This is a genomic window from Candidatus Deferrimicrobiaceae bacterium (genome assembly GCA_035256765.1).
Classification (GTDB): Bacteria; Desulfobacterota; Deferrimicrobia; order Deferrimicrobiales; family Deferrimicrobiaceae; genus CSP1-8.
Genome location: DATEXR010000311.1, coordinates 1 through 1,176, shown reverse-complemented (window position 1 = coordinate 1,176; position 1,176 = coordinate 1). Strand labels below are relative to the sequence as shown.

The following is a 1,176-nucleotide window of genomic DNA, read 5'->3' as shown; positions in this document are numbered from 1 at the left end:
GTTGACTAAGTCACATGGTCTAGCTTATTATCAAGATATATTTTTGAGGAGATTGAACATGCCCATCGTCGTCAACGTGCATCAGGCCAAGACCCATCTCTCCCGGCTGCTCAAGCGGGCCCACGAGGGGGAGGAGATCATCCTCGCCAAGGCAGGAAAGCCTTATGCCCGGCTGGTGCCGCTGGAAGAAGGGAAGGCACGGGTTCCCGGCATCGCAAAGGGCCGGGTCGGGAAGGCGTTCTTTGAGCCGCTTCCGGAGGAGGAGCTCAAGGCATGGGGGGAATGAGGGTCCTCCTCGACACCCATGTGCTCCTCTGGTGGCTGTTCGACGATCTTGGACTATCGGCCTCGGCACGGGCCCTGATCGCCGATCCCGGGAACGCGGTTCTTGTGAGCAGCGCCTCGGCGTGGGAGATCGCGACCAAGCGCCGGCTCGGGAAGCTGCCGGAGGCGGAGGAAGCCGTCGAGAATCTTCCCCGGCTTCTGCGGGAAGCCCGGATCGAATTCATGCCGATCACCGTGGAGCATGCCCTGGCGGCGGGCGCCCTGCCCGGACCCCACCGCGATCCGTTCGACCGGATGCTGATCGCCCAGTCGCGGATCGAAAACCTTCCCGTCGTGACCGCGGATCCGGTCTTCGCGCAGTACTCCGTTCCCGTGTTGTGGTGACACCTGCCGGGTTTGCCCGCCGCTTGAATTCCCCCCTTGGTAAACGTCGGGGGCTTATTTCGCGTCGAACGCGGTGACCCGGGAAGAGACCATCGTATCCGGGGGGTCGACGAACACCACCGTGAACGGAAGTGCCTCCCCCGGGGGGAGGTTCTTGCTCGCATCGCTCGGCGGACCGGAAGCCATGGCAGACTCGATCTCCTCCCGGTCCATCCGGGGCAGCAACCGCTCGTTCAGGATGTTCCCCGCGTAGACCATCGTTTCCGCGAGCGGCTGGTTCCGATTGTCCAGGAGAATTGCCCGAACGCGGATTTTCCCGCCGCGGCTTTTCCCGGCATTCATGACCGTTCCCTTGAGGACGAACAGGGTCCCTCCGACGGCTTTTCGCGTGAAGTATCCCTCCACGTTCCCGATGTCATAGCCCGGGGATGCGGTAGCGGTGCCAAGCGTCAACGATTTCCATCCCGGGAACAACCGGGACAACTGCCCCTGCCCCGCCGTCGTGAA

At 63.1% G+C, this 1,176-nt stretch carries 3 protein-coding genes; 2 read left to right on the top strand and 1 reads right to left on the bottom strand.

Annotated features, from left to right (window positions below):
• Window positions 1-58: 58 nt before the first annotated feature.
• Both VJ307_10865 and VJ307_10860 read left to right on the top strand, forming a co-directional pair.
• Window positions 59-286 carry a type II toxin-antitoxin system Phd/YefM family antitoxin gene (locus VJ307_10865; protein HJX74637.1) on the top strand — a complete coding sequence of 76 codons (228 nt, stop codon included), beginning with the start codon at window positions 59-61 and terminating at the stop codon, window positions 284-286.
• The gene (locus VJ307_10860; protein HJX74636.1) at window positions 274-669 is read left to right on the top strand and encodes a type II toxin-antitoxin system VapC family toxin; all 396 of its coding nucleotides are present in this window, start codon (window positions 274-276) and stop codon (window positions 667-669) included. The genes VJ307_10865 and VJ307_10860 overlap by 13 nt, the downstream gene beginning before the upstream one ends.
• Window positions 670-723: 54 nt before the next feature.
• Here VJ307_10860 and VJ307_10855 read toward each other — a convergent pair.
• The coding region (locus VJ307_10855) for a DUF3426 domain-containing protein (GenBank protein HJX74635.1) at window positions 724-1,176 on the bottom strand (453 nt) is incomplete at its 5' end.

Coding starts and splice junctions, on each gene's coding strand:
- VJ307_10865 (HJX74637.1), top strand. CDS start 59: ATGCCCATCGTCGTCAACGTGCATCAGGCCAAGACCCATCTCTCCCGG.
- VJ307_10860 (HJX74636.1), top strand. CDS start 274: ATGGGGGGAATGAGGGTCCTCCTCGACACCCATGTGCTCCTCTGGTGG.